The 21688-nt window shown below is 69.2% G+C and carries 20 protein-coding genes and 3 pseudogenes; 12 read left to right on the plus strand and 11 right to left on the minus strand.

The window, feature by feature from the left end:
- Positions 1-156: 156 nt before the first annotated feature.
- Positions 157-1500, plus strand: coding sequence for an MFS transporter (locus ABH933_RS23645; RefSeq protein ID WP_429419645.1), 1344 nt, complete (start codon positions 157-159; stop codon positions 1498-1500).
- Here ABH933_RS23645 and ABH933_RS23650 read toward each other — a convergent pair.
- Positions 1472-2152: a GntR family transcriptional regulator gene (locus ABH933_RS23650; RefSeq protein ID WP_429419643.1), complete on the minus strand. Its 681-nt coding sequence runs from the start codon at positions 2150-2152 to the stop codon at positions 1472-1474. The two genes, ABH933_RS23645 and ABH933_RS23650, sit on opposite strands and share 29 nt — an antisense overlap.
- Between ABH933_RS23650 and ABH933_RS23655 the strand changes: the two genes are divergently transcribed.
- A complete protein-coding gene (locus ABH933_RS23655; RefSeq protein ID WP_429419641.1) occupies positions 2151-2942 on the plus strand; it encodes a carbon-nitrogen hydrolase family protein in 792 nt (263 codons plus the stop codon). The two genes, ABH933_RS23650 and ABH933_RS23655, sit on opposite strands and share 2 nt — an antisense overlap.
- 227 nt (positions 2943-3169) lie before the next feature.
- Here ABH933_RS23655 and ABH933_RS23660 read toward each other — a convergent pair whose 3' ends face one another.
- A complete protein-coding gene (locus ABH933_RS23660; RefSeq protein ID WP_429419639.1) occupies positions 3170-4057 on the minus strand; it encodes a LysR family transcriptional regulator in 888 nt (295 codons plus the stop codon).
- Positions 4058-4203: 146 nt separating this feature from the next.
- On the opposite strand from ABH933_RS23660, the gene ABH933_RS23665 reads away from it, so the two are divergent.
- Genes ABH933_RS23665 through ABH933_RS23675 form a run of 3 tightly spaced genes read left to right on the plus strand, consistent with a single transcriptional unit; the run spans position 4204 to position 7182 of the window.
- The gene (locus ABH933_RS23665; RefSeq protein ID WP_429419637.1) at positions 4204-5376 is read left to right on the plus strand and encodes a glycine C-acetyltransferase; all 1173 of its coding nucleotides are present in this window, start codon (positions 4204-4206) and stop codon (positions 5374-5376) included.
- Positions 5373-6239, plus strand: coding sequence for a polysaccharide deacetylase family protein (locus tag ABH933_RS23670; RefSeq protein WP_429419636.1), 867 nt, complete (start codon positions 5373-5375; stop codon positions 6237-6239). The genes ABH933_RS23665 and ABH933_RS23670 overlap by 4 nt, the downstream gene beginning before the upstream one ends.
- On the plus strand, positions 6232-7182 hold the full coding sequence (locus ABH933_RS23675) for an NmrA family NAD(P)-binding protein (protein WP_429419634.1): 951 nt from the start codon (positions 6232-6234) through the stop codon (positions 7180-7182). Before ABH933_RS23670 ends, ABH933_RS23675 begins: the two co-directional genes overlap by 8 nt.
- Positions 7183-7251: 69 nt before the next feature.
- Here ABH933_RS23675 and ABH933_RS23680 read toward each other — a convergent pair.
- Positions 7252-7365 (minus strand): annotated as a pseudogene (locus ABH933_RS23680) (nuclear transport factor 2 family protein); the annotation flags it as partial.
- Positions 7362-8375 (minus strand): alpha/beta fold hydrolase, encoded by a 1014-nt coding sequence (locus ABH933_RS23685; protein WP_429419632.1) that lies wholly within the window; start codon positions 8373-8375, stop codon positions 7362-7364. The pseudogene ABH933_RS23680 and the gene ABH933_RS23685, both read right to left, overlap by 4 nt.
- A gap of 239 nt (positions 8376-8614) precedes the next feature.
- Here ABH933_RS23685 and ABH933_RS23690 point away from each other — a divergent pair, with 239 nt between their 5' ends.
- The gene (locus ABH933_RS23690; protein ID WP_429419630.1) at positions 8615-9196 is read left to right on the plus strand and encodes a helix-turn-helix domain-containing protein; all 582 of its coding nucleotides are present in this window, start codon (positions 8615-8617) and stop codon (positions 9194-9196) included.
- Positions 9197-9278: 82 nt separating this feature from the next.
- Here the strand turns inward: ABH933_RS23690 and ABH933_RS23695 are convergent, their stop codons facing one another.
- Together ABH933_RS23695 and ABH933_RS23700 are read right to left on the minus strand one after the other, a co-directional pair.
- Positions 9279-9821, minus strand: coding sequence for an SRPBCC family protein (locus tag ABH933_RS23695; protein ID WP_429419628.1), 543 nt, complete (start codon positions 9819-9821; stop codon positions 9279-9281).
- 56 nt (positions 9822-9877) lie between these two features.
- Complete coding sequence (locus tag ABH933_RS23700) at positions 9878-10447, minus strand: TIGR03086 family metal-binding protein (RefSeq protein ID WP_429419626.1); 570 nt, start codon at positions 10445-10447, stop codon at positions 9878-9880.
- Between the two features lie 64 nt (positions 10448-10511).
- Between ABH933_RS23700 and ABH933_RS23705 the strand changes: the two genes are divergently transcribed.
- The 4 genes and pseudogenes from ABH933_RS23705 (at position 10512) to ABH933_RS23720 (ending at position 14317) form a co-directional block, all read left to right on the plus strand.
- On the plus strand, positions 10512-11255 hold the full coding sequence (locus tag ABH933_RS23705; protein ID WP_429419624.1) for an AraC family transcriptional regulator: 744 nt from the start codon (positions 10512-10514) through the stop codon (positions 11253-11255).
- 277 nt (positions 11256-11532) lie between these two features.
- Positions 11533-13554 carry a hypothetical protein gene (locus tag ABH933_RS23710; RefSeq protein ID WP_429419621.1) on the plus strand — a complete coding sequence of 674 codons (2022 nt, stop codon included), beginning with the start codon at positions 11533-11535 and terminating at the stop codon, positions 13552-13554.
- Between the two features lie 207 nt (positions 13555-13761).
- A pseudogene (locus ABH933_RS23715) lies at positions 13762-13881 on the plus strand (SDR family NAD(P)-dependent oxidoreductase); the annotation flags it as partial.
- A 19-nt stretch (positions 13882-13900) separates the two neighbouring features.
- A complete protein-coding gene (locus ABH933_RS23720) occupies positions 13901-14317 on the plus strand; it encodes an LLM class flavin-dependent oxidoreductase (RefSeq protein ID WP_429455094.1) in 417 nt (138 codons plus the stop codon).
- Here ABH933_RS23720 and ABH933_RS23725 read toward each other — a convergent pair.
- The 5 genes and pseudogenes from ABH933_RS23725 to ABH933_RS23745 all read right to left on the minus strand — a co-directional run.
- Complete coding sequence (locus ABH933_RS23725) at positions 14314-14454, minus strand: hypothetical protein (RefSeq protein WP_429419618.1); 141 nt, start codon at positions 14452-14454, stop codon at positions 14314-14316. The two genes, ABH933_RS23720 and ABH933_RS23725, sit on opposite strands and share 4 nt — an antisense overlap.
- 36 nt (positions 14455-14490) lie before the next feature.
- On the minus strand, positions 14491-15933 hold the full coding sequence (locus ABH933_RS23730) for a lipase maturation factor family protein (RefSeq protein ID WP_429419616.1): 1443 nt from the start codon (positions 15931-15933) through the stop codon (positions 14491-14493).
- Positions 15934-16205: 272 nt separating this feature from the next.
- Positions 16206-17057: an SDR family NAD(P)-dependent oxidoreductase gene (locus ABH933_RS23735; RefSeq protein WP_429419614.1), complete on the minus strand. Its 852-nt coding sequence runs from the start codon at positions 17055-17057 to the stop codon at positions 16206-16208.
- 71 nt (positions 17058-17128) lie between these two features.
- Complete coding sequence (locus ABH933_RS23740; protein ID WP_429419612.1) at positions 17129-17575, minus strand: nitroreductase family deazaflavin-dependent oxidoreductase; 447 nt, start codon at positions 17573-17575, stop codon at positions 17129-17131.
- A 172-nt stretch (positions 17576-17747) separates the two neighbouring features.
- Positions 17748-18051, minus strand: a pseudogene (locus tag ABH933_RS23745) (TetR/AcrR family transcriptional regulator); the annotation flags it as partial.
- A 62-nt stretch (positions 18052-18113) separates the two neighbouring features.
- Here ABH933_RS23745 and ABH933_RS23750 point away from each other — a divergent pair.
- Positions 18114-20882, plus strand: coding sequence for an NAD(P)-binding domain-containing protein (locus tag ABH933_RS23750; protein WP_429419610.1), 2769 nt, complete (start codon positions 18114-18116; stop codon positions 20880-20882).
- The gene (locus ABH933_RS23755) at positions 20879-21649 is read left to right on the plus strand and encodes an alpha/beta fold hydrolase (protein WP_429419608.1); all 771 of its coding nucleotides are present in this window, start codon (positions 20879-20881) and stop codon (positions 21647-21649) included. Before ABH933_RS23750 ends, ABH933_RS23755 begins: the two co-directional genes overlap by 4 nt.
- Positions 21650-21688: the final 39 nt, after the last annotated feature.

Genomic DNA, 21688 nt, shown 5'->3' on the forward strand with positions numbered 1-21688 from the left:
TCGGGCGGTGCTCCTTCCGGGGTGCGGCGCGAGCCCTCGAGCAGCGAGTTTTGACTCGGGGCTTGCGCATATGTCTTGTATACAGCAAGTATATTCCGCGTACAACGGCCGCGACCCGGGGCACACCCGGCGCGGTGCACATCCGTAAGGAGCGTCATGACGGCAGATTCACCCCCGGCGGCGGACCGGATACCCGCTGCGCCCGGGCCCAGCGCACTCGCGCGCGCGTTCGCGGCCAGCCTGACGGGCACCGCGCTCGAGTGGTACGACTTCGCGATCTACTCCGCCGCCTCGGCGCTGGTGTTTCCGCAGGTGTTCTTCCCGAGCGAGGATCCGCTCACCGGCACGCTGCTGGCCTTCTCCACCTATGCGGTCGGCTATCTGGCGCGACCGGTCGGTGGGTTCGTCTTCGGCCGCCTGGGCGACACGCTGGGCCGCAAGCAGCTACTGGTGATCACACTGCTGCTGATCGGCGTCACCACGTGCGCCATCGGCCTGGTTCCCGGCTACGCCACACTGGGCATCACGGCGGGAATCGTGCTGGTCCTGCTGCGATTCGCGCAGGGCGTCGCGGTCGGCGGCGAATGGGGTGGGGCGGTGCTGCTGTCGAGCGAATACGGCGATCCGCGCCATCGTGGGTTTTGGGCCTCGGCCGCCCAGATCGGGCCGCCCGCAGGCAATCTGCTCGCCAACGGCGTCCTCTCGCTGCTCACCGCAGCCCTGAGCAAATCCCAATTCGACAGCTGGGGTTGGCGTCTGGCCTTCCTGGCCTCGGCGATCCTGGTCGGGTTCGGGTTGTGGATCCGGCTGCGGCTCGAGGACACCCCGGTGTTCCAGGCGATGCAGGAGTTGGGCGAGCGCGCCGCCGCGCCGATCACCGAGGTGCTGCGCACTCAGCCCCGCCGCCTGCTGGCGGCGATCCTGTCCCGGTTGGCGCCCGATGTGGTCTATTCGCTGTTCACGGTCTTCACCATCACCTATTGCACGCAGCGGTTGCACGTCGCGCGCGGCGCGGTGCTCGTGGCCATCCTGATCGGATCGGCGCTGCAGCTCGCGACGATCCCGCTGGCCGGGGCGGTCTCCGACCGGATCAATCGCCGCCTGGTCTATGCCGTCGCCGCGGCCGGCGGACTGGTGTGGACCGTGGTGTTCTTTCCGCTCGTCGACGGCGGCGGCGGGCTGTGGCTGATCGCCGGCGTAGCGATCGGGCTGGGATTCCACTCGTTCATGTACGGCCCGCAGGCGGCCTTCATCACCGATCAGTTTCCCGTGCACCTGCGTTCGACGGGCTGCTCGCTGGCCTACACCATCGCCGGCGTCTTCGGCGGAGCCCTGGCGCCGCTGCTGTTCACCACCCTGCTGAGCCGGTTCGGCAGCTGGATCCCGCTGGCGCTCTACATCGCCGTCGTCACCGCGCTCACTCTGCTGGGGCTGGCGCTCGGCCGCGACCCCGACCCGGCCGACGAAACACTCACGCCCGCAACAGAATCCCTAGTGTGATCTCGAGATGCTCGTCGATCTTGCGATGTGCCTGCGCCTCGTCGCCGCGTTCGAGCGCCTCGACGATGGCCAGATGCTCCCCGCACACGTGCCGCTGCCTATCGGTGGTCGCGAACAGCGCCGCCAGGCCCACCCGCAGCTGGCGCGCCCGCAGGCCCGAATAGGTGTGCGAGAGCAGCTCGCTGCCGGCCGCGTCGATCAGGATCTGATGAAATCGGCTGTCCCAGTCGATGAATTCGCGCGCCCGCTCCGGATCGGTGGCATCGGCGAGCCGCTCCTGCTCGGCCAGCGCCTCCCGCATCGCGGCCAGCGGCACGGCGCCGGCGGCCACCGTGCGCGAGGCCGCGTGCTTCTCCAGGACGCCGCGCAGGTCCATGAGCTCGGCGATCTGGCGCCCGCTCAGTGCCGGCACGTGGGCGCCGCGCTTGGGGACCATCTCGACCAGCCCCTCGGCCTGCAACATCAACAGCGCCTCCCGCACCGGGGTGCGCGACACCCCGATCCGGGTCGCCAGCTCCTGCTCGTTGAGGAACACGCCGGTCGCCGGCAGCGAGGTGAGCACCTGCTCCCTGACGTACCGGTAGGCGCGGTCCCGACCCGATATGGCCCCGTTCTGCATACACAATGTATACACCAGGAGGAATCCGATCATGCCCATCAGAATCGCGTTGGCTCAGGTGAACAGCACCACAGACCTCGGCGAGAACCTCGCGATCATCGACACCCTGACCGCCCGCGCCGCGGCGGCCGGCGCGCGACTCGTCGCGTTCCCCGAGGCAGCGATGCACCCCTTCGGCGCGCCGCTGCACCCGATCGCCCAGCCGCTGGACGGACCATGGGCCCAGGGCGTTCGTGAAATCGCCGAACGGGCCGGAATCACCGTGGTCGCCGGGATGTTCACCCCGTGCGACGACGGTCGCGTCCACAACACCCTACTGGTCGCGGGCGAGATCACCGCGCACTACGACAAGATTCACCTCTACGACGCATTCGGATACGCCGAGTCCGCGACCGTGGCCCCCGGCGAGAAGCCGCTGACGGCCGAGATCGCCGGCACCACAATAGGTTTCGCCACTTGCTACGACCTGCGCTTCCCCGGCCTGTTCCAGACCATGGCCGCCGCGGGCGCCACCTGCGTGGTCGTCGCGGCATCGTGGGGCGACGGCCCCGGCAAGGTCGAGCAGTGGCAGCTGCTCACCCGCGCCCGCGCCCTGGACGCCACCAGCTACATCGCCGCCTGCGGCCAGGCGCGCCCGGCCGACCGCGTCGGCGAAAACAGCACGGCCCCACTGGGAGTGGGCCACAGCTGCGTCGTCGCCCCCGACGGCAAGGTACTCGCCGCTCTCGGCCCCGACCCGGACCTGCTCATCACCGACATCGACCCGGAGACCGTCGCCCCGCTACGGCAGACTCTCCCCGTCCTGGTGAACCGTCGATACTGAGCCCGCCCCGGCAGCAGCGGGCTGGGTAAAACCACCCGAACCACGCCTTCGCGCTCTCGGCCCGGGACCTCGCCGCGGTCGGCTCGCTGTACCTCGATCGCGGGCGGCATGACGGGGTACAGCTGATATCGCAGGCTGGACCGCAGCACCGCCCCGATCCCCGGAGACCGACGGTGCACAACTCCCCGGCCCGTGCGACGCCGCCGGAGGTAATCGTCACGGGCCGCTCAGGCCGTGAGATGTGCTCTGGCACACCGCCGGAAGTCTGCGACGAGGGCGGAATCCTCGGCCCGCGTTGCCAGGACGACCCGGCTCGGCGCGACACCGCGCAGCGGGATCAGCGCCAGGTCCGTTCGGGTGGCGTTGACGTGGCTGCGCGTGGCGACCGCGAGTGTGTCGCCGGAGGCCACGAACTCCCAGGTGTCGTCCAGCGTGTTCATGACGGGGCCGGTGGGTGCGGGACGGCCGTCGGGCCTCGGTTCCAGGCGCCAGAAGGCATTGCAATCGGGATCGAGACCCGGAACCCACTGCAGGGGTTCGTCGGCAATGTCCGCGAGGTGGGCGAATGGCCGCCCGGCCAGGCGATGATTGCGGGGGACGATGACGACGCGCTCTTCCTCGTAGAGCCGGGTGACGCGCAGCCCATCGGCTGGAAATGGCAGGCGGGCGACGACCGCATCCACCTGGTGGTCCAGTAGCGCCTCGGCGGGGCGACGCCACCCCAGATACATCGTCCGCACGGTGGCGTCCCGATGCCGGCGGCGTAGTTCCCGGGTCGCCCCGGTGACCGTCAAGCCTGCGGTGTATCCGATCGAAATGCCGCCGGGACCGGCGGTTTTCCGCGCCGCGGCGGCGGCCTCCGCAGCGGCGCGCAGCAATATCCTGGCCTTGGGCGCGAAGGCCTCCCCCGCTTCGCTCAGACGGGCGCCCTGGGGTGTCCGATGGAACAGCCGCACCCCCAATTGCCGTTCCAGGCCGCGGATCTGACGACTGAGCGACGGCTGTCCCACGTGCACAGCGGCCGCGGCCCGGCCGAAATTCGCATGGTCCGCGACGGCCAGGAAATAGCGGACCACCCGCAGGTCCAGATCCAGCGGCGGCACGGCATCGGTCATCGCTCCACGGTAGCCGCACCGTCGGACGATGCCTACCGGGCATGTCCGATTCCGGCCTGGGCATTGGACGCCCGCGCGGATCGGTCACAGGCTGAAAAACATCGCCGCGCCGGCGACGACGGGATCGAGTGAAGGAGTCCACCGAAGTGTTCACGATCCGCGACCAACTCCGCACCGTGCTGCGGGATGTCGCCCCCGAGCGGCCGATCGAAACGCCGCAGTCGACACGGATTTCGGTGGCCGGGCACGAGCTGCTGAACTTCTGCGCCAACGACTATCTCGGGCTGGCCAACCACCCACGGGTGCTCGCGGCGGCGAAGTCGGCGCTGGACACCCACGGATTCGGTATGGCCAGTGTGCGTTTCGTCTGCGGGACCCAGCCGCTGCACATCGAACTCGAGCGCGCGATCTCCGGTCTGCTGCGCACCGAGGCGGCCTTGCTGCAGGGTTCGTGTTTCGACGCCAACGGCGGGATTTTCCAGGCACTGCTCGACAAGCGGGACGCGGTGATCAGCGATGCGCTCAATCACGCCTCCATCATCGACGGCATCCGTCTCTGCCAGGCGGCCCGGTTTCGGTATCGCACAAGGGATATCGATGACCTCGAGGCGCAGCTGCGACGGGCCGCCGGATACCGCCGCCGCCTCATCGTCACCGACGGGGTGTTCTCCATGGACGGCTCCCGGGCACCCCTGGCCGCGATCTGCGATCTCGCCGAGCGTCACGACGCGATGGTGATGGTCGACGACTCGCACGGGGTGGGAGTCCTGGGCGTCACGGGGGCCGGCACCGCCGAGGCGGCCGGAGTGCAGGATCGAGTCGATATCGTCACCGGCACGCTCGGGAAGGCCCTGGGCGGTGCGTCCGGCGGATTTGTCGCCGGCAGGTCGGAAATCGTCGAATTGCTCCGCCGCCGCTCCCGACCGTACGTCTTCTCCAATGCTGTGCCACCGGTCGTTGCGGCCGGGTCACTCGCCGCGATCGAATTGGTGAAAACCGGTGCGGCCGACCAGCATCGGCTCCGGGAGAATACGGAGTCGTTCCGCCGCTCGATGATCGAGGCCGGTTTCGAGCTGTTGCCCGGCGATCATCCGATCGTCCCGGTCATGTTCGGCGATTCCGCCCTCGCCGATCGGATGTCCGCGGCCCTGTCCGCGCACGGCGTCCACGCGGTCGCCTTCGCCCACCCGGTCGTGGCGCGGGGTGCGGCGCGCATCAGGGTCCAGTTGTCGGCCGCGCACACGGATGCGGAGATCGCCTACTGTGTCGACGCTTTCGTCCGGGCCCGGAACGACGTGGCGGCCGGCGGCAACGCGTGAACGAGGATGCGTTCGAGATGCCCGATGCGCCGATGCGGTGGCCGGGCGGTAAGAAGGCCGCGGTCATGATCACTGTGGCCGTGGAGCTGTGGTCACCGGGCCACTGGCCGGTCTATGCCCCGATGGCCCGGGCGTGGCCGCTGCCGGGAGTGCCCGATACGCACAGCGTCTCCTGGTCCGAATACGGCGCCACCACCGGGGTGTGGCGGTTGCTCGATATCCTGCGATCTCACGGTCTGCTCGCCACCTTCGGCATCAACGGCCTTGTCGCCGAACGATTTCCGCAGGCGGTGCGCGCTGTACACGATGCCGGGCACGAGATCGCGGCGCACTCCTACGCGCAGGATGTCATTCCGGCGCTGCTGGACCCCGGCGCGGAACGCGAGAACATCCGCCGATGCACCGCGCTCCTCGAGGATCTCACCGGCGTGCGGCCGATCGGGTGGATGAGTCCCCGGGCCTCGGGCACGGCGCGCACCCCCGAACTGCTGACCGAGGCCGGTTACCGGTGGTCGGGTGATTACAACGACTACGAGCTGCCCCGGGTGCTGGCGACCCCGGCGGGTCCGCTCGTCACGATCATGCACAGCGAACTGTCCGATATCCGCGGCGCCGCCGGGCCTCGGGAGTATCTGGACAGTCATCTCGACCTGCTCGGGCAGGTGCTCGACGCACCGGGCCCGGGGGTATTCAACCTGACCGTGCACGCGCACGTCGGCGCCAGGCCGCTGCTGTCCGGCATGTTCGACCGGATCCTCGAGCGCATCGAGGCGGCGCGCGCCGACGTGTGGATCGCCACGCATCGGCAGGTCACCGAACACGTTCTTACCCACCAGTATTCGCAAGGGAGTTCGCATGGTTGAGACGCTCGTCATCGGTGGCACGGGCGCGATGGGCAGCAGAGTCGTCCACCGCCTGCTCCGGTCGGCCGACGCCACCGTCACGGTACTCACCCGGAATCCCCACTCGGACAAGGCCGCCGAGCTGCTGGCGCGCGGCGGTGGCCGGGTTCGCGTTCGCCAGGGCGATCTGGACAATCCCGAGAGTATCGGCGCGGCCGTCGCCGATTCCGAACAGGTGTTCTGCAATACCGACTTCTGGTCCGGCGCAAGCGTTCTCGGTGAGTACCGCAAGGGGATCACCGCACTGGAGGCCGCCCGATCGGCACGGGTCGAACGATTCGTCTGGTCCAGTCTCGACAGCGCCGTGACCCTCACCAGCGGATGCATCCCGGTACCGCACTTCGACGCGAAGGCCGCGGTCGCGGCGCACATCAACATGCTCCGATCCGACGAGACGATGCGCGAGGCCGACGACGGCTGGTACAGCACGCACGTGTCGATCCTGACGACCTCGCCCTACTTCGAGAACCTGCGAGAACGGCTCGCGCCCCGGCGCGGCCCGCTCCCCGACGGACGCTCCGGGCTGATGTTCTCCCTTCCACTGGGAACGGGCAGATATCCGCTGATCGGCCTGGACGACATCGCCTGGTTCGCCGACTTCATCTTCCGGAACTGGCAGAGTTGGGGCGCCCGCGATCTCGCCGTCACCGCCGAGAGCCTGACCGGCGACGAGATAGCCGCCACGGTCGAGCGGGTGACGGGGACACCGTGCCGATACCACGCGATGCCCCCGGACACGTTGCGGACGATGATGCCGGGCATCGGCCACGACTACGCGGCAATGTTCCGGTTCTTCCAGGCACGCGACATCCTCACCCTCGACCGGAACCTCGCGCGCCTGCACGCGCTCCATCCCGAGATGATGACCTTCGAGGACTGGCTGCGCGCCGAGAAAACCGCCTGAGGTCAGGCGGGTCTCATGGTGCGCATGGTCCGCCCGGTCTTCCAGAAGGCGCGCAGGGCCACTATCTTGCCGGCCGCGGTGCCCCGCGCCCTCCGGATCGAAAGCCGAAGGGCCGACCGGGTCTTCGACGATGGCGTCCACGGCGAACCGATCCAGCCAGGCAGCTTTGTCGTCGATCGTCAGTCGAGAAAATGCTCGAGCTCCGCGCTGACGAACCGAGGGTTTTCCTCGACGAGCCAGTGCCCGGCGTGCGGAACATCCACGGCTCGAACGATATTGGTCAGGCGCGCGGAGACGGTGGCCCGGATTGCGTCGAGTTGGCCCTGGGCGGTCATGAGCAGAGTCGGGACGGAGGTCGGTGGGTCCGCCACGGTGTCGTGGACGTCCTTGTCGATGGCGCGGTAGAGCTCGAAGCCGCCCGACAGCGCCGCGGGCCGGCTGTAGGTGCGGGCGAATTCGTCGATCTCGGCGTCGGTGAACGGGGACCGGTCCGAGGTGCCGCCGAATGCGGTGCCGCCGAAGGAAACCTGGGGGTAGAACATCGCCAGGTACTGCCGGACGTGGTCACCGGCTATCGTTTCCGGAATCCGCGGCTGGGACTGGAAGGCGATGTGCCAGCTCAAGGTGCGATAGGTGCGTGCATCGATCGCGGGTCCGGGGAGCGGCAGGTCCAGGTAGCCCAGGCGTGCCGTGTCGGACGGGAATTGGTCGGCGTACTCGAACGCGACGGCGGCGCCCCAGTCGTGCCCGACGACCCGGGCGTTCCGCACGCCGAGCCGGTCGGCGATCAGCGTGTGCACGTACCGCGCGAGGGCGGCCTTGTCGTAGCCGGTCGGTGTTCCGGTGCTGTCACCCAGTCCGGGGAGATCGACGGCGTAGACGGTGTGATGCTCGGCCAGGGCGGGCATGATCGGCCACCAGCCGTACCAGGCCTGGGGCCAGCCGTGGATCAGCACCACCGGGGTGCCGTGGCCGCCGGTCACATAGTGCATGCGGACGCCGTCGACGTCGGTGAATCGGTGCTGAAAAGTGTTCTCGAACTTGGGATCCCCGTGGGTGGCGACGGCGTAGGCGGGGATGGGTGTGGTCGTGGCACAGGCTCCGGTCCCGATCGCGAGCAGAATCGCCAGTGCGACGACGGCGGCCGCGCGCGTGCGGCGGAGCAGGCCGGGTGGGCGGGTTGGGGTGATCATGTGGTCCTGTCCTGGAGGAAGTCAGCGGGCCGTCGGTCGGTTCGCCGAGGACGTCGGAGTGGTCCGACGGCATTGCGGCCGCACGTAACGGCATCGGCGGTGGTCATCGAGACTCCTTCCGGGGGAACGTGCTTCGGGGATGCGGGGCCGTCGGGGCTTGCGGCGGGTGGGCACGACCCAGTTTCATTCGATGCAGCACGACATGGCACGCAGACTTGCGGTTCCGGCAAGATGGGCCCATGGATCCCGAAACGGACGACATACTCGACGCGGTGGGCCCGCGGCTGCGAGCGTTACGACGAGCGCGCCGCATCACCCTCGCCGACCTCGCGACGACGACCGGCGTCTCCGAAAGCACACTGTCCCGGTTGGAAAGCGGGCAGCGCCGGGCCACCCTCGAGTTGCTGCTGCCGCTCGCTCGCACCTACGACGTGCCGTTGGACGAACTCGTCGGGGCGCCCCGCACCGGCGATCCCCGGATCCATCTGAAACCGATACAGCGGTTCGGGATGATCTTCGTGCCGCTGTCCCGGCGGCCGGGCGGGGTGCACGCGTTCAAGATGATCATTCCCGCCCGGCCCGAACCGCCGGAGCCGACGCCGCAGACCCACGACGGCTCCGAATGGCTCTACGTGCTCAACGGCCGCCTGCGGCTAGTGGTCGGCGAGCGCGATATGACCCTGCCGCCCGGCGAGGCCGCGGAATTCGACACCTCCGTGCCGCACTGGCTGGGCAGCGCCGACGGCGGCGCGGTCGAGCTGCTCATCCTGTTCGGCCCGCAGGGTCTGCGGTCGCATGTGCACGCCGACACGCATCGGTGAGCGTCGTCGATGTCACCGCACGACAACGACGTCCGCTGGCTCGGAAACCCCTTCTCCCGCAGCCGGATTCTCGCAGGCCCGCTCAGGCTGTGGCGCGGCGGCGGACGGTGCGCTCGAGGATGCCGAGGGTCGCCTTGAGCGCGGACTCGGGGACGACCGGGAAGGTGAGCCGCTCCTTCCAGGTCTCGTCGAGCTCGGACCAGTCGTAGTAGGAGGTGACACGGGTACCGTCCGCGGCCGGCTCGAGCCGATAGCCGTAGATGTGCCGGACGGGCGGGCGGATCTGCCCCTCGACCGTCCACGCGATCTCCCGGCCGGGCACCAGCTTGGTGATGACGACCTCGACGTCGTACTTGCCCAGCGGAAAATCACCGAGGGCCTCCCGATCCATATGAACCACGAAGCGATCACCGACCTGCTCGACCGGCTTCCCCTCGGCATCCATGAGCATGCCCGACGCGTCGATGTCCACGTGGCCCTGCGGGTCGGTCAGCACCGCGAAGATGGCCTCGGCGGACGCCGGGACGAGTCGCGAAACCTCAATTCGCTCAATGTCTTCGCCGCCGCTGGGCGTTCCCGCGCTCACGGCGGCCGAGTCGGGCCGCTGGGGTTCGTTCGTGCTCATCGCGTCATGCCTTTCACGCCGTGCCGGATCCAGTACTCGTCCGTCCACGTCGGAGACTACGCCCAGGCGGGATCACGGCCGGTCAGACCGAGGACACGGGCCAAGGTGGGTGCATCGGCCGGCACCGCGACCTCCGGTCCGTACATGCCCATTTGCCGCCCCTGTTCAGCGCCGGCGAACACCGTGTCGTGCAGATACTCCAGCAGGTCGGCGGGCAGTTCCAGCCGCTGCCCCGTCGCGACCGCCAGGTCCCAGCCGTGCACGGCCAGTTCGCCGATGATCATGTCGGCCATGACGGGCGCGGGCAGCATTTGGGGCGTGCCCATGGTCGTCTCGCCCTCCCATGCGCTCGGCGGCGCCCACGACGACGTGATGTCGTCCAGCAGGGCGAGCAGGCGGCCGCGCCAGTCACCGGCCGCCAGGTCCACATCGGACTCGGAGCCCGCGGGCTGCGGAACGGATTCCTTGCGGCCGGCGCCGGCGAGCGACGGGCCCCAGAACAGGAGGTGGTTGACCAGTGCCCGCACGTCGTACTCCGTGCACGGAGTCTTGTTGGCGAGTTGGTCGTCGGTGATGTTGCGGGCGACCGCGGCCATGGCCTCGGCCGCGTTGGACAGGTGTGACATGGCAGTGACGCTAGGCGGCGCGGACCGGAGGGGTATTGAACAAAGGCGACATACACTCTGCTGGGTGGGACGGGACGTTCGTGAGCTGGGGGGTGCGTGGACCAGGTATCAGCGCCACGCGTTCCACCGCCCGTCGCCGGTGCTCGCGCCATGGGTGGAGCAGTACTGGGAGGCTCGCTGGGACTACGCCGAGCCCTACCGCCAGAAGATCGTGCCGTACCCGAACGTGCACCTGTCGTTCGGCGGCGGCCGCGCGGACGTCAACGGCGTGAGCAGCGGTTACCAGATCAAGGTCCTCGAGGGCCGCGACCACGTCTTCGGCGTCACGTTCCGGCCGGGCGGCTTCCGCCCGTTCCTCGGTGCCTCCGTCTCGACGATCACCGACCGCGTCGTCCCGGCGACCGAGGTGTTCGGCCCGGACCTGCCCACGACGCTCGACGTGCCGACCGTGGATGCGTTCCTGCTCGAACACCTGCCGGACGACGACCCCCGGGTGCGCCAGGCGGTGGCCGCGGTCGAGCTGATCGCCGAGGACACGGCCGTGACCAGAGTCGAACACCTCTCCGGCGAGCTGGGGCTGAGCATGCGGGGGCTGCAACGGCTGTTCGCGGAGTACGTCGGCATCGGGCCCAAGTGGGTGATCCGCCGCTACCGCCTGCACGAGGTGACCGACCGCATGGCCACCGGCGGGGCGATCGACTGGGCCGCGCTGGCGGCGGATCTCGGCTACGCCGACCAAGCCCACTTCATCCGCGACTTCAAGAGCATGTTCGGCGAGCCGCCGACCTGGTATGCGCAGCGGTATTAGGCCGCGGCGCGCTGCGGATCACCGCCTATCAGCTCGCGACCGCCGTGCGGTCGGCACAGTAACCGGCCACCGGCCGACCGGCGCTACCCGCCAGGCCGCCCGGGCCCCCCTGCCGCGACCGGCTCGCCAGTGCGCCCGGCCGCGACGGCACTGCAGGACGCCGGGTGCGCCCGGATGCCGGGCGGTCCGGGCCAGAGGCCAGAGGATAGGAGCGCGGCCGGCGACGCGCGGCCGGAGATGTCCGGGAAACGAGGTGCCGTCCGGCCAGGATGGGACCATGACGAACCTCCGCACGGGTGTGCTGGCCGCGGGGATCGCATTGGTGCTGGCGATCACGGCGGGATGCGCACGGGAATCAGGGACCGTGGGGCTGCGGTTCGCGGTTGCCGAGGGGTTGAACACCAACGACTTTGTGCAGCAGGGGCCGGTTGCGGCGCATCTGGTGCTGCGCTCGGGCCGCGAACCGCGGCTGGTGGTGGCCTTCCCGGCCGGCGACAGCGGCGTCGGAGTGTGGTTCGCGCCGCTGTCCGCCCCGGCCGCCTGGACCGTCACCGATACTCCGCAGCCCCACCGGGAGAACGATTCTCGCGGGCGGCCGCAGTACGGCATCGCGTTCGATGCCACGATCGCGACGCCGGAGCTGGTACCGCGGCAGGCGATCCTGTCCAGCGTCCGGGTCCTGCGCGATTTCGATCAGAACAGCACTGTTCCGCCAGAAGTCCTTGTCGCGCCTACTGTTTCGGGCCGCACGCTCAGCTGGGCGCGGGACCGTCTCGACGGTGCGCCCGGCTACCGCCTCACCATCACCGTGACCGACGGCAGCGTGCGACCGGACGGCACGGCCCTCGCGGCGGGCGCCGACGGGCGCATCGGCCTGCGAATCACCTCCTCGACCGGTGACACACCGCTGACGCCCTTGTCGGGGAACGATCTGCTCAACGGCACACAGCGCCGTCTCGGCCCGGCGGAGAACACGCTCGCCTACCTGAGCTACCGGGAGAAATTCCTCGCCGGCTCATGGCATTTCGACACCTACTTCGGACGGGACACGCTCATCTCGCTGATGCTGCTCATGCCCGCGCTCGCACCTGCCGCGGTGGACGCCGGACTGGATTCGGTCCTGACCCGGCTGAGCCCGGACGGCCGGGTCGCCCACGAGGAGTCGATAGCGGAATATGCCGTCCTCGAGCACCGGCGCCAGGACGGAACATCCAGCGCCGCACCGATCTACGACTACACGATGATCGACGAGACCTATCTGCTGGCGCCGGTGATCGCCGCCTACCTGCTCGACGACCGTGCCGGTTCGACGCATGCCCGCGACTACTTCCGAGCCGATCCCCGTCGCGCGAGCGAGCTGGTCTCGAACCTGCGACGCGTCGTGGCCACGGCGAACGCGTTCGCGCGGGATCCGCGGTATGCCAATCTGATCGGGCTACCGCCTGGACAGGCGGCGGGACAGTGGCGCGACAGTGCCGACGGTCTCGCGGGCGGGCGGTACCCGTACGACGTGAACTGCGTGCTCGTACCGGCCGCGCTCGAGGCCGCCGCACGCTTGACCGCGAGCGGGCTGCTCGATCCCGCACTCGGGGCCGCGGACCGAGCGGCCTTGGCCCCGGCCGCCGCCGACGCGACGATCTGGCGCGCCGTGGCCGCCCGGTTGTTCTCGGTGACGGTCGGCAACGCCGACGCCGCTCGTGCCATCCAGGACTATGCCGCCGAGATCGGGGTCCGGCCCGATGACGCGCTCCGGGCACTCGGCTCGAATCCCTTCTCCTTCAACGCCATCGCCCTGGACGCCGGCGGCGGGGCAATACCGGTCGTCCATTCGGACGAAGTCTTCGACCTGCTGTTCGGCTCCCCCACCCCCGAGGTGCTCGCGCGCGATGTCGCGATCCTGGCCGCGCCGTTTCCGCTGGGTCTGACGACCGGCGCGGGCCTGCTCGTGGCGAACCCGGCGTTCGCCGATCTCGCTGTGCGGCAGGGGATCACCGCACACGACTACCATGGGACCGTCGCCTGGTCCTGGGTGCAGGCCGCCTTCGCCGCGGGCCTGAACCGCCAGCTCGCCCGCACCGACCTGCCCGCCACCGTCCGCGATCAGCTGACCACCGCACGAAAAGCCCTGTGGCACACCATCGATGCCGTAGCACCCATGCGGAATTCCGAACTGTGGAGCTGGGCCTACCGCGGCGGCGCCTACCTACCGGTGGCCTTCGGCGCGGCAACCACCGACGCGACCGAATCCGACGCCGCCCAGCTGTGGAGCACGGCCTACCTCGCCATCACCCCACCATGAGCCACCGCCCGTGCCATTGGACTGTACGAGAACACCCATTCGGTTGCCCGACGACCGCCCCCACGAAAGTACCTATGGCCCTGGCACGTTCGAAAGCGGTAGCGAATTGGGTGATCGGGATGCCGAGCATGATCCCCCGGCCGACACAGTCCAATCAGACGTGGGTCACAGCCGATGCGGGTCGGCGGATGACGAACGGAGTGTGCGGTGGGTCTGAGTTCGGATCGGGTCGTGGTGGTTACCGGCGCGAGTCGCGGTGCGGGGAAGGGAATCGCCCTGGCATTGGGGGCGACCGGGGCGAAGGTGTATGTCACCGGGAGAACGAAAGCGCGAGTACCTCGAGGCCATGGGTGCACTGTGGACCCAGGACGAGGCCGCCTACGAGGGCGAGTACGTCCGATTCGCCGCGAGCTGGGCGTGGCCAAAGCCGGTGCAGCGCCCGCGCCCGCCGATCCTGGTCGGCGCGGGCGGCTCGGAGAAGACCTTCGCCTGGATCGTGCGCTCGGCCGACGGCTGGATCACCACACCAATCGAGCAGCAGATCGACTCCGGAGTCCAACTGCTCCAGAAGATGTGGACCGACGCCGGACGCACCGGCAGCCCGCACGTCAGCGTGCTCGCCGCCGAACCCGACCCCGACGCCCTGCGGCACTGGCGCGACATCGGGGTGGCCGAGGTGGTGTTCTCCATCCCGGACACGACCGCCGACGAGGCGCGCGCCTACCTCACTCGACTCGCCGAGCAGCTGAAAGGGCAGCGCTAGACCCACATAGCCCTGATATCCCTGCCGCGGGCGAACCCACGCAACACCGTCGCGATCGCATGCGAGATGGCGGACTCGCGCTCGGCCGCCTCGACCTCGGCCAGCGGGCCGTCAACGACCCGCTCCGGTGTACCCACGTCGGGTGCGCCGGAGCCCTCGTCCCGGCGCAGCGGTCACGACGCGGACCGAAGATTCTCGAGTGTGATGGGCGGAAGATACTCCCCCACGAGGGTGCGGTGCCACCACGCTCGCTCGCGCACCAGTTCGCCCGGAGTAGTGAAGCGGTAGAGGTAGAGCTGTACTCGTAGACAGCCCGGCTGGGAATCGGGGAACGGATTGCGGCGCAGCAATCGCAACGTCGCCCGATCGTTCCGCAACAGCCGAATCAGCAAGGGCCCCAACCACGGCCGCGCATAGTCCGGCGAGAGAGCCGCGAACCACAGGAGCCAATCCAGGCGCAGATGGTACGGCGCCCACTGTCTGGGCAACCGGCGCGGATCGCCGGGCTTGCCCTTGAACCCGTATTCCTTCCAGACCGTCTCGTCCGTGATGGGCGGCCCGTCGGCGCCCTCGATGACGAGCTCGAAGCGGGTGCGTCCGATGCGGCCGAAGGCCCCGTAGGTATTGACCAGGCGATACGGATTGAACGACATGTTCATGCGCTGCCGGTGGGACAGCAGATTGCGCGCCGGCCAATAGCTCAGCACCGCCACCAGCGCGGTGAATGCGATAACCAGGACCACGAACCACGGCGGTGCCGCCGGTAGCGCCGGCGCGTGCGGGATCGGCAGCACCGTGCCCGCGCCGGAGTCGGTGATCGCGCTGGCGGCCAGCACGATGGTCAGCCAATTCAGCCAGGCGAAATTACCCGACAGCACCAACCACAGCTGGGTCGCGACGACGATCGCGCCGGCGACCTCGGCGACCGGCTGCGGTGCGAACAATCCGAACGGAACGACCAGCTGCGCAACGTGATTCGCCGCCACCTCGACGCGATGCAACGGTTTGGGCAGGTGATGGAAGAACCAGCTCAGCGGCCCCGGCATCGGCTGGGTTTCGTGGTGGTAGTACAAGCAGGTCAGATCGCGCCAGCAGGGATCGCCGCGCAGCTTGATGAGTCCGGCGCCGAACTCGACCCGGAACAGCAGCCACCGCGCCAGCCACAGCACCAGCACCGGCGGCGCCACCCGATCGTTGCCCAGGAAGATCGCCAGAAAGCCGGTCTCGAGCAGCAAGGACTCCCACCCGAACGAGTACCACACCTGTCCGACATTGACGATCGACAAATACAGCACCCACAGCGCCAACCAGATCGCCATCGCCGCCCCCAACGGCAGCAGATCGGCGAGGCCGCCGCACACTGCCGCCGCCAGCGCCGCCCCGCACCAGGCCACGACGGCGAAGAACCGGTCCGAATAGTGCAGCTGAAAAATGCTCGGAACCTGCCCGAACGAGCGCCGAGCCACGAATCGCGGCACCGGCAGCATCCCCTCCGAGCCGATCAGCGCCCGGAACTGCCTGGCGGCCGCCACGAAGGCAAGCACGTAGACGGCCGCGGTACCCCGCTCGAGTACCTGCCGGCCCAACCAGTATTCGGGTGCGTCGAACCATCCCATGCCCGCGACTCCTCGCACGCCGGACGTTCGATCCCATTGTCGCACCCGCGCCATAGCTAGGGCCCTGCTACTCGCGCCCGCCGCGCTGCCGGGCTCCGCTGCTCGCGCCCGCCGCACTGCCCGTGCTCCGCTGCTCGCGCCCACCGCACTGCCCGGGCCCTCTTGCTCGCGCCCGCCCCACTGCCCGGCTTCCGGGACCAGCCGGCACAGCAGCTCGGCCCTAGATCAACGGAGCGGCTCGCGCTGCGCCACGGCGGACAGCTGCCGCACCCTCATTCGAGGCCGACGAGTTCGGCCGATGCGGCCCACAGTTCATCAATGAGGCGCTGATCGTGCGCCTGCGGCGACTCGGGACCACGCGCCCGGTGTCGGTGGAAGTAGACGCCGTTGATCTCGGGGTCGGCGCCGCGTCCGGCCAGCTCGATCAGCGGCTCCGCGCCGCGCTGGGGAGTAATGGCCCCGATGTGGCGCAGCGGGGTCCGGTAGAGCAGTCCGATCGCCCGCGAGTCCCGGCCGAAACCCGAGGCCACGGGTCCGGGATGCACTGCCGCGGAAACGATTCCGTCCACCGCCCAGCGCCGCGCAATGGCCCGGGTGAACATGATGTTCATCAACTTGCTGGTCCCATAGGCGCGCCCGCCGGACACGCGTCGCCGCCGGTAGTCCAGGTCGGAGATGTCGACCCGGCCGAACAGATTGCCGACGCTCGCGGTGTTCAGCACCAGCACGCCGCTGCCGGCCTCGAGCCGATCGTGCAGCAGATTGGTGAGCAGAAACGGCGCGAGATGATTGATCTGGAAGTTGGGCTCGTGCCCGTCCACGGTCCGCAGTCGCGGATCGAACAGGCCGCCGGCGTTGTTGAGCAGCACATCGATGGCGCCGAACCGCTCACCGATCCGTGAGGCCAGCTCCCGCACCGTATCGAGCTCGGCGAAGTCGGCGGTGAAGGCGGTGGCGCCCGTGGCCGCGGCGACGGCATCGAGTTTGCGCGCCGACCGGCCGACAATCGCAAGGTCGACGTCGGGCGCGGCCAGCGCCCGCGCGGCCACCGCCCCGATACCGTCGCTGGCGCCGGTGATCACAATCGTGCGCCGGTGCTTCGACGGCGCTTCGCTATCGGTCACTGTGTTCTCCCTAGTCTGGGGTACGCGCATTACGCTCGTTGCTCGCTTACTCTCCGGATACGGCTGCGCGCTCACCGCTGGGGATTCAGGTCGCAGATCACCACCGGGATCTCGCGGGTGGTTCGCGTTTGATAGTTCGCGTAGCCCTGGTAGGCCTTGGTGATCTGCGGCCACAGCTGCGCACGCTCCTGCGGACTCGCGGTGCGGGCGTGCGCCTGTCGCCGGCGGCCGGCGATCACCAGTTCGACGTCGGGATGCGCCTGAACGTTGCGGTACCAGTCGGGATGGCGGTCGTCGCCGCCCTTCGACGCGACCAGCACGACCCGATCCGCGTCGTGAACCGGAGAGGTCAGATAGCAGGATCGCGGCTGCCCCGACTTGCGTCCGGTGGTGTGCAGTTCGACCACCGGCATGCCGAACGGGTTGGCCAGCAATCGGTTTCCGCTCACCGTGAGGACCAGCCGGTGGGCGAGGTTCATGAGTTTGGCCCCGCCGTCTTTCACCGTGTTCTTGTTCACCGCGCACCCCTTGTCCGGATCTTCTTCGCCGCGTCGTGGTCGGTCGGCCGACCGCCATCGCAAGTCAACGGCGCACACATTAGCAGAAATGTGATCGGCGTCAACATGTGATCGCCGACGCCCCAGCGACGCCTTGGATGCCCAACCCTCACCCCAGTGCCCACACCGCGGTCGCGGCCCGCTCAGGAGCGCCGGGGCCACAGGGCTCGGCGAACATCACCCGGAACAACCCCGGTCGAGCCAGGGCGAAATCCGACATAGGCGTTGGCCACCGCCGCCAACCCCTCGAGCGTGGCCGGGGCGGGGTGCGCGGCGACCAGCCGCTGCGCAAGTTCCCGGTATCCGCCCGTCGCGACCGCCGATAGCAGCGCATCCCGGTCGGCGAAGTGGCGATAGGGCGCCGCGGGGGATACCCCCGCCCGGCGCGCGGCCGCACGCAGCGACAGGTCGGTGTTGACGCCGCTTACATCCGCCATTAATGTTAGCGCTGCACACACAATGTGTACACCAATAACATTACGAGCGAAGGGAGGCTTCCGTGCCCAGCGCCTCAACACGAGACACGTTGTTTTCACCGGTCGAACTGCGGTCCGGGCAGGTACTGCGCAATCGCATCGCGAAGGCCGCCATGGAGGAGGGGATGGCCGGCCAGGCCCAGCTGCCCGACGAGCGGCTGATCGCGCTGTACCGGCGGTGGGGCGCCGGCGGTGCGGGACTGCTGATCACCGGCAATGTGATGGTGCACGCCGAGGCACTCACCGGGCCCGGTGGCATCGTGCTGAACTCCGAGTCCCCGCTCGAACAGTTCGAGGCCTGGACGCGGGCCGGAAAGGCCGCCGGGGCGGCGATGTGGATGCAGATCAGTCACCCCGGACGCCAGATGCAGGCGAATATGCCCGGAGTCGTGTGGGGTCCCTCCGACATCGCCGTCGACCTGGGCCGCCACTCCAAGCGATTCGGCCGGCCCGCCGCGATGACCGGCGAACAGATCCGCGACACCATCACGCGCTTCGCCACCACCGCCGCGCGAGCCGAACTCGCCGGCTTCGACGGCGTGGAAATCCATGCGGCACACGGCTATCTGCTGTCTCAGTTCCTGTCCCCGCTGGTGAACAACCGCACCGACGAATGGGGCGGATCCCTCGAGAACCGCGCGCGGATCCTGCTGAAGATCGTGCGGGCCACGCGTGCGGCGGTGTCCCCGGAATTCGCCGTCGCGGTGAAGCTGAACTCCGCCGACTTCCAGCGCGGCGGCTTCGACGCCGACGACGCGCACAAGGTCATCGGCATGCTCGCCGCTCTGGGCGTGGATCTCGTCGAAGTGTCGGGCGGCAGCTATGAGAGTCCCGCCATGTCCGGCCGGCCCACCGACGGACGCACCGCCGCGCGCGAGGCCTACTTCCTGGAGCTGGCCGCGGACCTGGCCAGGACCAGCCCGATCCCGCTCATGCTGACCGGCGGCATCACCCGCAGCGAGACCGCCGAGGCCGTGCTCGCCGAGAATGTCGCGGTCGTCGGCATGGGCACCGCCCTTGCGGTCACCCCCGATCTGCCCAACCGGTGGCGCGAAGGGCTCGGCGCCGCAGGCACTTTGCGGCCGGTGACCTGGTCGGACAAACCCCTCGCCTCGCTGGCCCAGATGGCACAGGTGCGTTACCAGATGCGCCGGATGGCGGTCGGGAAGGAACCCGCCCTCGGCATCCGGCCCGCACTCGCCCTCATCGCCGACCAACGCGCCAAGAGCCGCGCACTGCGCCGATACTCCCGATGGCTGGCGTTCGAAGGAACCATGACCACGAGTACGACAGCGCCGCATGAGGTTGCGGCCGGGACGACCCAGCACAACCACATCGCGATCATCGGCAGCGGTTTCGGCGGCATCGCCACCGCGGTGCGGTTGCGCCGGGCCGGATTCTCCGACTTCGTGATCCTCGAACGCGCCGACGAAGTCGGCGGGGTGTGGCGCGACAACGACTACCCCGGCGCCGCGGTCGATGTGCAGAGCAATCTGTACTCGTTCTCCTTCGCGCCGAACCCTAACTGGCTCAACACCTTTGCCAAGCAGCCGGAGCTGTTGGACTACCTGAGAAAGGTTGCCGATTCGCAGGGGTTACGGCCACACCTCACCCTCGAATGCGCGGTCGAGCGCCTGGAATGGGATCCGGCCGCACACCTGTGGCGCATCGACACCACCCTCGGCTCCCGGACCGCCACCCACGTCGTGCTGGCGACCGGCGCGCTCGCGGATCCAGTGATCCCCGCGATCCCCGGCATCGACCGATTCGAGGGCGTGAGCTTCCACTCCGCGCGCTGGAACCACGACTACGACCTGACCGGGAAACGCGTCGCGGTCATCGGTACCGGTCCCTCGGCCGTCCAGTTCGTTCCCGCCATTCAGCCCGATGTGGCGCACGTGACCGTCTTCCAGCGCACCCCGGCCTGGGTGGTCCCCCGTCACGACCGCACGATCACCGCGCGGACCCGCGCGGTCTACCGCAGCGTCCCGGCACTGCAGCGACTGGAGCGCCTGCGGGTGTACCTGCGCCGCGAATGGCAGGTCGTCGCGTTCCGCCATCCCGCGCTGATGGCATTTCCCGAACGCGGCGCCCGGCGCCACCTCGAGACACACGTCCAGCACCCGCAGCTGCGGGCAAAGCTGTTGCCCGACTTCCGATTGGGCTGCAAGCGCGTCCTGATCTCCGACGAGTATCTGCGCACACTCGACCAGCCGAACGTCACGGTGAACACCGACGGGATCCGTTCGATCACCGAGACCGGCCTGGTCGACAACGCCGGCGCCGCGCATCACGTGGATGCGATCATCTTCGGCACCGGATTCCAGACCTCGCGCCTGCCGCTGACCGACCGGACCTACGGGCCCGACGGCCGCACCATGGCCGAGGTCTGGGACGGCAACCCGACCGCGTACCTCGGCACGTCGGTATTCGGATTCCCGAACATCTACCTCATCCACGGCCCGAACATCGGCCTCGGCCACACCTCGGTCATCCACATGTTCGAATCGCAGGCCAACTACATCGCCGGCGCGATCGGCTACGCCCGCGACCACGATCTGGCAGCCGTCGAACCGACCTCCGCGGCCCAGCAGGCGTTCATCGCAGACGTCGAACGGCTCGGCGCGGGGACCGTGTGGACCGCCGGTGGGTGCACCAGCTGGTACCTGAACGAGAACGGCCGCAACACCAACATCTGGCCCGGCTCGACGTTCGACTTCCGCCGTCGCACACTGCGATTCGATCCCACGCGCCATACCCTCCATCGCCGCACCCGGCAGGTGATCGCATGAGCGCCGGCGCAATGGTGACTGGAACGCCCGGCGCACCGAAGGTGGTCCTGATCCACGGCCTGGCGAGCTCGTACCGGGTATGGGATCGAGTCGTGCCGCTGCTCGAGGACCGCGCCGATATCGTCGCGGTGCACCTGGAATCCGCGGGGACCATCGAGGACGACGCCGCCGACACCCTGCGCACGATCGACTCCCCCGCGATCGTGGTGGGCCACTCGCGCGGCGCGCTGGTCGCGACCGCCCTCGCCGAGCGCCGCCCCGACCTCGTCACGGCGTTGGTCATGCTCTGCCCGCCCTGGTCCCTGGCGAGCCGCGCGACCGCCCGCGGGCCGATCGAGCGCGCCCTCACCCAGCCCGGCCTCGGAGATCTGTTGTGGACCTTGGCTTCCGGGGAACGCCAGCGGGCCGCACAACGCAGCGCCTTCGCCCCGGGCACCCCGGTGCCGGACCAGTTCGTCGCCGACCTGCGCACCCGCGGGCGCCGCAACTTCGCCGCCGGCACCCGCGCCATCGACACCTACCTCGCCGTCCGCACCCTCCCCGACCGGCTGGCCCGGCTGACACGACCGATCGCACTGGCCTTCGGCGAACTCGACGCGCGGCGTCGGGCACACCCCACCGTGGGAGGCTCCGCAGGCGGTCGCGGATCTGATCACCCAAGCAATGCCGGCCGCGTCGCCGTAACGGTGGCGCGCCGCGCCGCCTTCCTCGAGATCACCGACATCGCGATCACCGCGCGCTACTATGCGCGCAATACTGGCTACTGAAATACACCGAGCCCCAGACCATCGCGCAGCAGCGACTGC

Origin of the sequence: Nocardia sp. GP40, from assembly GCF_050434125.1 — a bacterium.
GTDB lineage: Bacteria > Actinomycetota > Actinomycetes > Mycobacteriales > Mycobacteriaceae > Nocardia > Nocardia albiluteola.

Excerpts from the sequence above, each read along its gene's own strand:
- ABH933_RS23645 (WP_429419645.1), top strand. The coding sequence starts at position 157 with ATGACGGCAGATTCACCCCCGGCGGCGGACCGGATACCCGCTGCGCCC.
- ABH933_RS23655 (WP_429419641.1), top strand. The coding sequence starts at position 2,151 with ATGCCCATCAGAATCGCGTTGGCTCAGGTGAACAGCACCACAGACCTC.
- ABH933_RS23650 (WP_429419643.1), bottom strand. The coding sequence starts at position 2,152 with ATGATCGGATTCCTCCTGGTGTATACATTGTGTATGCAGAACGGGGCC.
- ABH933_RS23660 (WP_429419639.1), bottom strand. The coding sequence starts at position 4,057 with ATGACCGATGCCGTGCCGCCGCTGGATCTGGACCTGCGGGTGGTCCGC.
- ABH933_RS23675 (WP_429419634.1), top strand. The coding sequence starts at position 6,232 with ATGGTTGAGACGCTCGTCATCGGTGGCACGGGCGCGATGGGCAGCAGA.
- ABH933_RS23685 (WP_429419632.1), bottom strand. The coding sequence starts at position 8,375 with ATGATCACCCCAACCCGCCCACCCGGCCTGCTCCGCCGCACGCGCGCG.
- ABH933_RS23690 (WP_429419630.1), top strand. The coding sequence starts at position 8,615 with ATGGATCCCGAAACGGACGACATACTCGACGCGGTGGGCCCGCGGCTG.
- ABH933_RS23695 (WP_429419628.1), bottom strand. The coding sequence starts at position 9,821 with ATGAGCACGAACGAACCCCAGCGGCCCGACTCGGCCGCCGTGAGCGCG.
- ABH933_RS23700 (WP_429419626.1), bottom strand. The coding sequence starts at position 10,447 with ATGTCACACCTGTCCAACGCGGCCGAGGCCATGGCCGCGGTCGCCCGC.
- ABH933_RS23710 (WP_429419621.1), top strand. The coding sequence starts at position 11,533 with ATGACGAACCTCCGCACGGGTGTGCTGGCCGCGGGGATCGCATTGGTG.
- ABH933_RS23720 (WP_429455094.1), top strand. The coding sequence starts at position 13,901 with ATGGGTGCACTGTGGACCCAGGACGAGGCCGCCTACGAGGGCGAGTAC.
- ABH933_RS23730 (WP_429419616.1), bottom strand. The coding sequence starts at position 15,933 with ATGGGATGGTTCGACGCACCCGAATACTGGTTGGGCCGGCAGGTACTC.
- ABH933_RS23755 (WP_429419608.1), top strand. The coding sequence starts at position 20,879 with ATGAGCGCCGGCGCAATGGTGACTGGAACGCCCGGCGCACCGAAGGTG.